The organism is Streptomyces sp. NPDC044061, assembly GCF_056434305.1.
The window spans coordinates 1-2,313 of record NZ_JBWKFL010000153.1 but is presented as its reverse complement, the minus strand read 5'-3'; the positions used below and the strand labels follow the sequence as shown (position 1 = coordinate 2,313).

General features: G+C 68.2%; 1 protein-coding gene and 1 pseudogene. Both read left to right on the top strand.

Annotated features, from left to right (window positions below; all coding sequences use genetic code 11):
• Positions 1–444: pseudogene (locus tag AC07CM_RS50705) on the top strand (IS5 family transposase); the annotation flags it as partial.
• Between the two features lie 314 nt (positions 445–758).
• Positions 759–2,225, top strand: coding sequence for a hypothetical protein (locus AC07CM_RS50700; RefSeq protein ID WP_478883329.1), 1,467 nt, complete (start codon positions 759–761; stop codon positions 2,223–2,225).
• The last annotated feature ends 88 nt before the right edge of the window (positions 2,226–2,313 follow it).

Here is a 2,313-nt window from a genome sequence, read left to right as displayed (position 1 = left end):
GCTCCACACGGGTCCGTCGCCGGTCGACCGAGGCCGAGCCGGGTCGAAGCACCACTCATCACCGACGGACACCGCACCCCGCTCGCCGTCCTGCTGACCGGTGGCAACCGCAACGATGTCACCCAGCTCCTGCCCCTGCTCGACGCCGTCCCGCCGGTCCGCGGACGGGTTGGACGTCCCCGTCGCAGATTCGAGTCGCTGTTCGCCGACCGCGGCTACGACCACGACGTCTACCGCGACCAGGTTCGTGCCCGCGGCATCGTTCCCGCCATCGCCCGACGCGGAACCCTGCACGGCACCAGCCTGGGTACCTACCGGTGGGTGGTCGAGCGCACGATCGCCTGGCTCCACGGCTTCCGCCGGCTTCGTATCCGCTGGGAAAGACGAGCCGACATCCACGAAGCCTTCCTCAAGCTCGACCGCCAACTCAGATCATTGTGTTAGCCCCCGTTAGCGTGCCGAAAGCGACCGCCGATGGTGAGGCGTGTCGATCGAGCCTGTCCAGGCTCAGGGCGGTCTGCGCGCCATAGGGTCGCTGTTGCGGCACGTCGCGCCGTTGTCGCGTGCCACAATGATGCTGGTCTCTTGGGCGTTGCGGACGCCCCTGAGACAGCCGCAGTGCGGCTAGTGCTCGCATTAGTCCCTGATGGGGCTCCCATCAGGCGATGGCTGCGGACGGCTTCCCATCTGGCTAGGCCAGGGGAGCCGTACGCCCAAATGCGGCACTGCCGATCGGTGGCGGTGCTAGCGTGCGGTAGGTGTCCAACGGCAAAAGGTTCTCGCGGATCTACCGTGAGTTCGGCGTCGTTCAGTTCCCGATCGCTGACCTCCGCGTGCTCGCCGAGGGACCTACCGGGCGGTTGCGCAGGCCGAGTTGGCCGGACCCGATCGCGGGTGCCGAGTTCGTGCGGGGGGCCGGCATGGTGCGGGATCGGCCGGGGGGCGCGATCCGCGACTGGTCAGGGGAGCGCGCCTTTTGTGAGGCGGCCGGACTGCTGCGATTCCCTGCGCCGCATTTCCGGCAAGCTACCCGCCCAGGTTTCCGACCCCAGCGGGAAGAGCACGCGATCACGATGATCCCGTGCTACCGGCGGCTGTACAGCGATCGGCTGTCGACGCGGGTCGATGTCGCGTTCACCTCGCGCTGGCCCGGTGAGACCTGGACGTACGCGTGGCGCACGGGCCTCGACTACCTGTCTGTCCCGGTCGGGCTGCCCTGGCGGGACGACGGCCTGGTGCCGCTCGGGTCTGTTAGCCGCCAGTTGGCGCGGCGATTTGCCGAGGTCACCACTCGACACGGCAGCGAGGTGCGGTACGACCTGGTCGAGGCGGGCACGCCGATGGTGCTCACCGAATGGCACACCGACAAGGGGCTCCCGCCGAGCGCCATGCAGCGGGACGGCGTCCATTTCCGCTGCCGGCCAGTGCAATTCGGGGGTCAGCGGATGCCGTCTTGGAGGGTCACGTTCTTCCCGCATTGTGACGGCAACCGGGCGCGGCAGGTCCGGGGGAACCTGTGGCGGCTGCACACCGAGCGCGAGTCGCTGCGCGCCGCGATCCGGGCGTGGCGACGGGGCGACGCGGCGCTGGACCGCCAGCGCCTGCGGGATTACCTTGCGGAGCGGCTGAAGATCCTCAACCGCGAGCACAGGGCGGGTGTCGAGCAGATCCCGCTGCTGGACATAGCGCAGCGCATCGAGTCGCTCGCCCCGCCGGACGTGATCGACGACCTACGCAGGGAATTGCGCCGCGAGAGCCTGGGCCTCCTCCGGTCGCTCGACCGCGTCATCGAGAAGACGATCGGTCACGACTATGCAGTGCCTGTCCAACCGAGCCTGCACATCCACGTGGAGCATGGAGGGCACATCACTATGAGCACAGGCGACACCTATAATGTCCACGGTGGGGCTTACGGAAGCGCATTTGGCCCTCACGCCCAGGCGCATAACCGAGACTTCGCTATCACGCCCATCAGCCGCGAAGAGCTTCGTGACCTGTCCGGCCACGTCTCCGAACTGTCCGGCCTGCTCTCGGGCGAGCAGCGGCAAGAGCTGACCCAGGCCCGTGAGGACCTCGAACAGGCCGCCAGCACCGACGACCAGAACCCCGGCAGGCTCCGCGCGGCCGCTGAACGACTCATGCGCATCGCAGAGGCTGTGGGCACTGTCGGCGCTCCGCTGCTGGAGGCGGTCACCAAACTGCTCAAGGGTTCCGGCCTGACCTGAGGGACTCGATAGCGCGTGCCCGCTGGCCAGATGCTGCGGGCGTGAAGTCGCTGGCCCGAGAGTTGGCCTGCCTGATCGACAGCCAGAG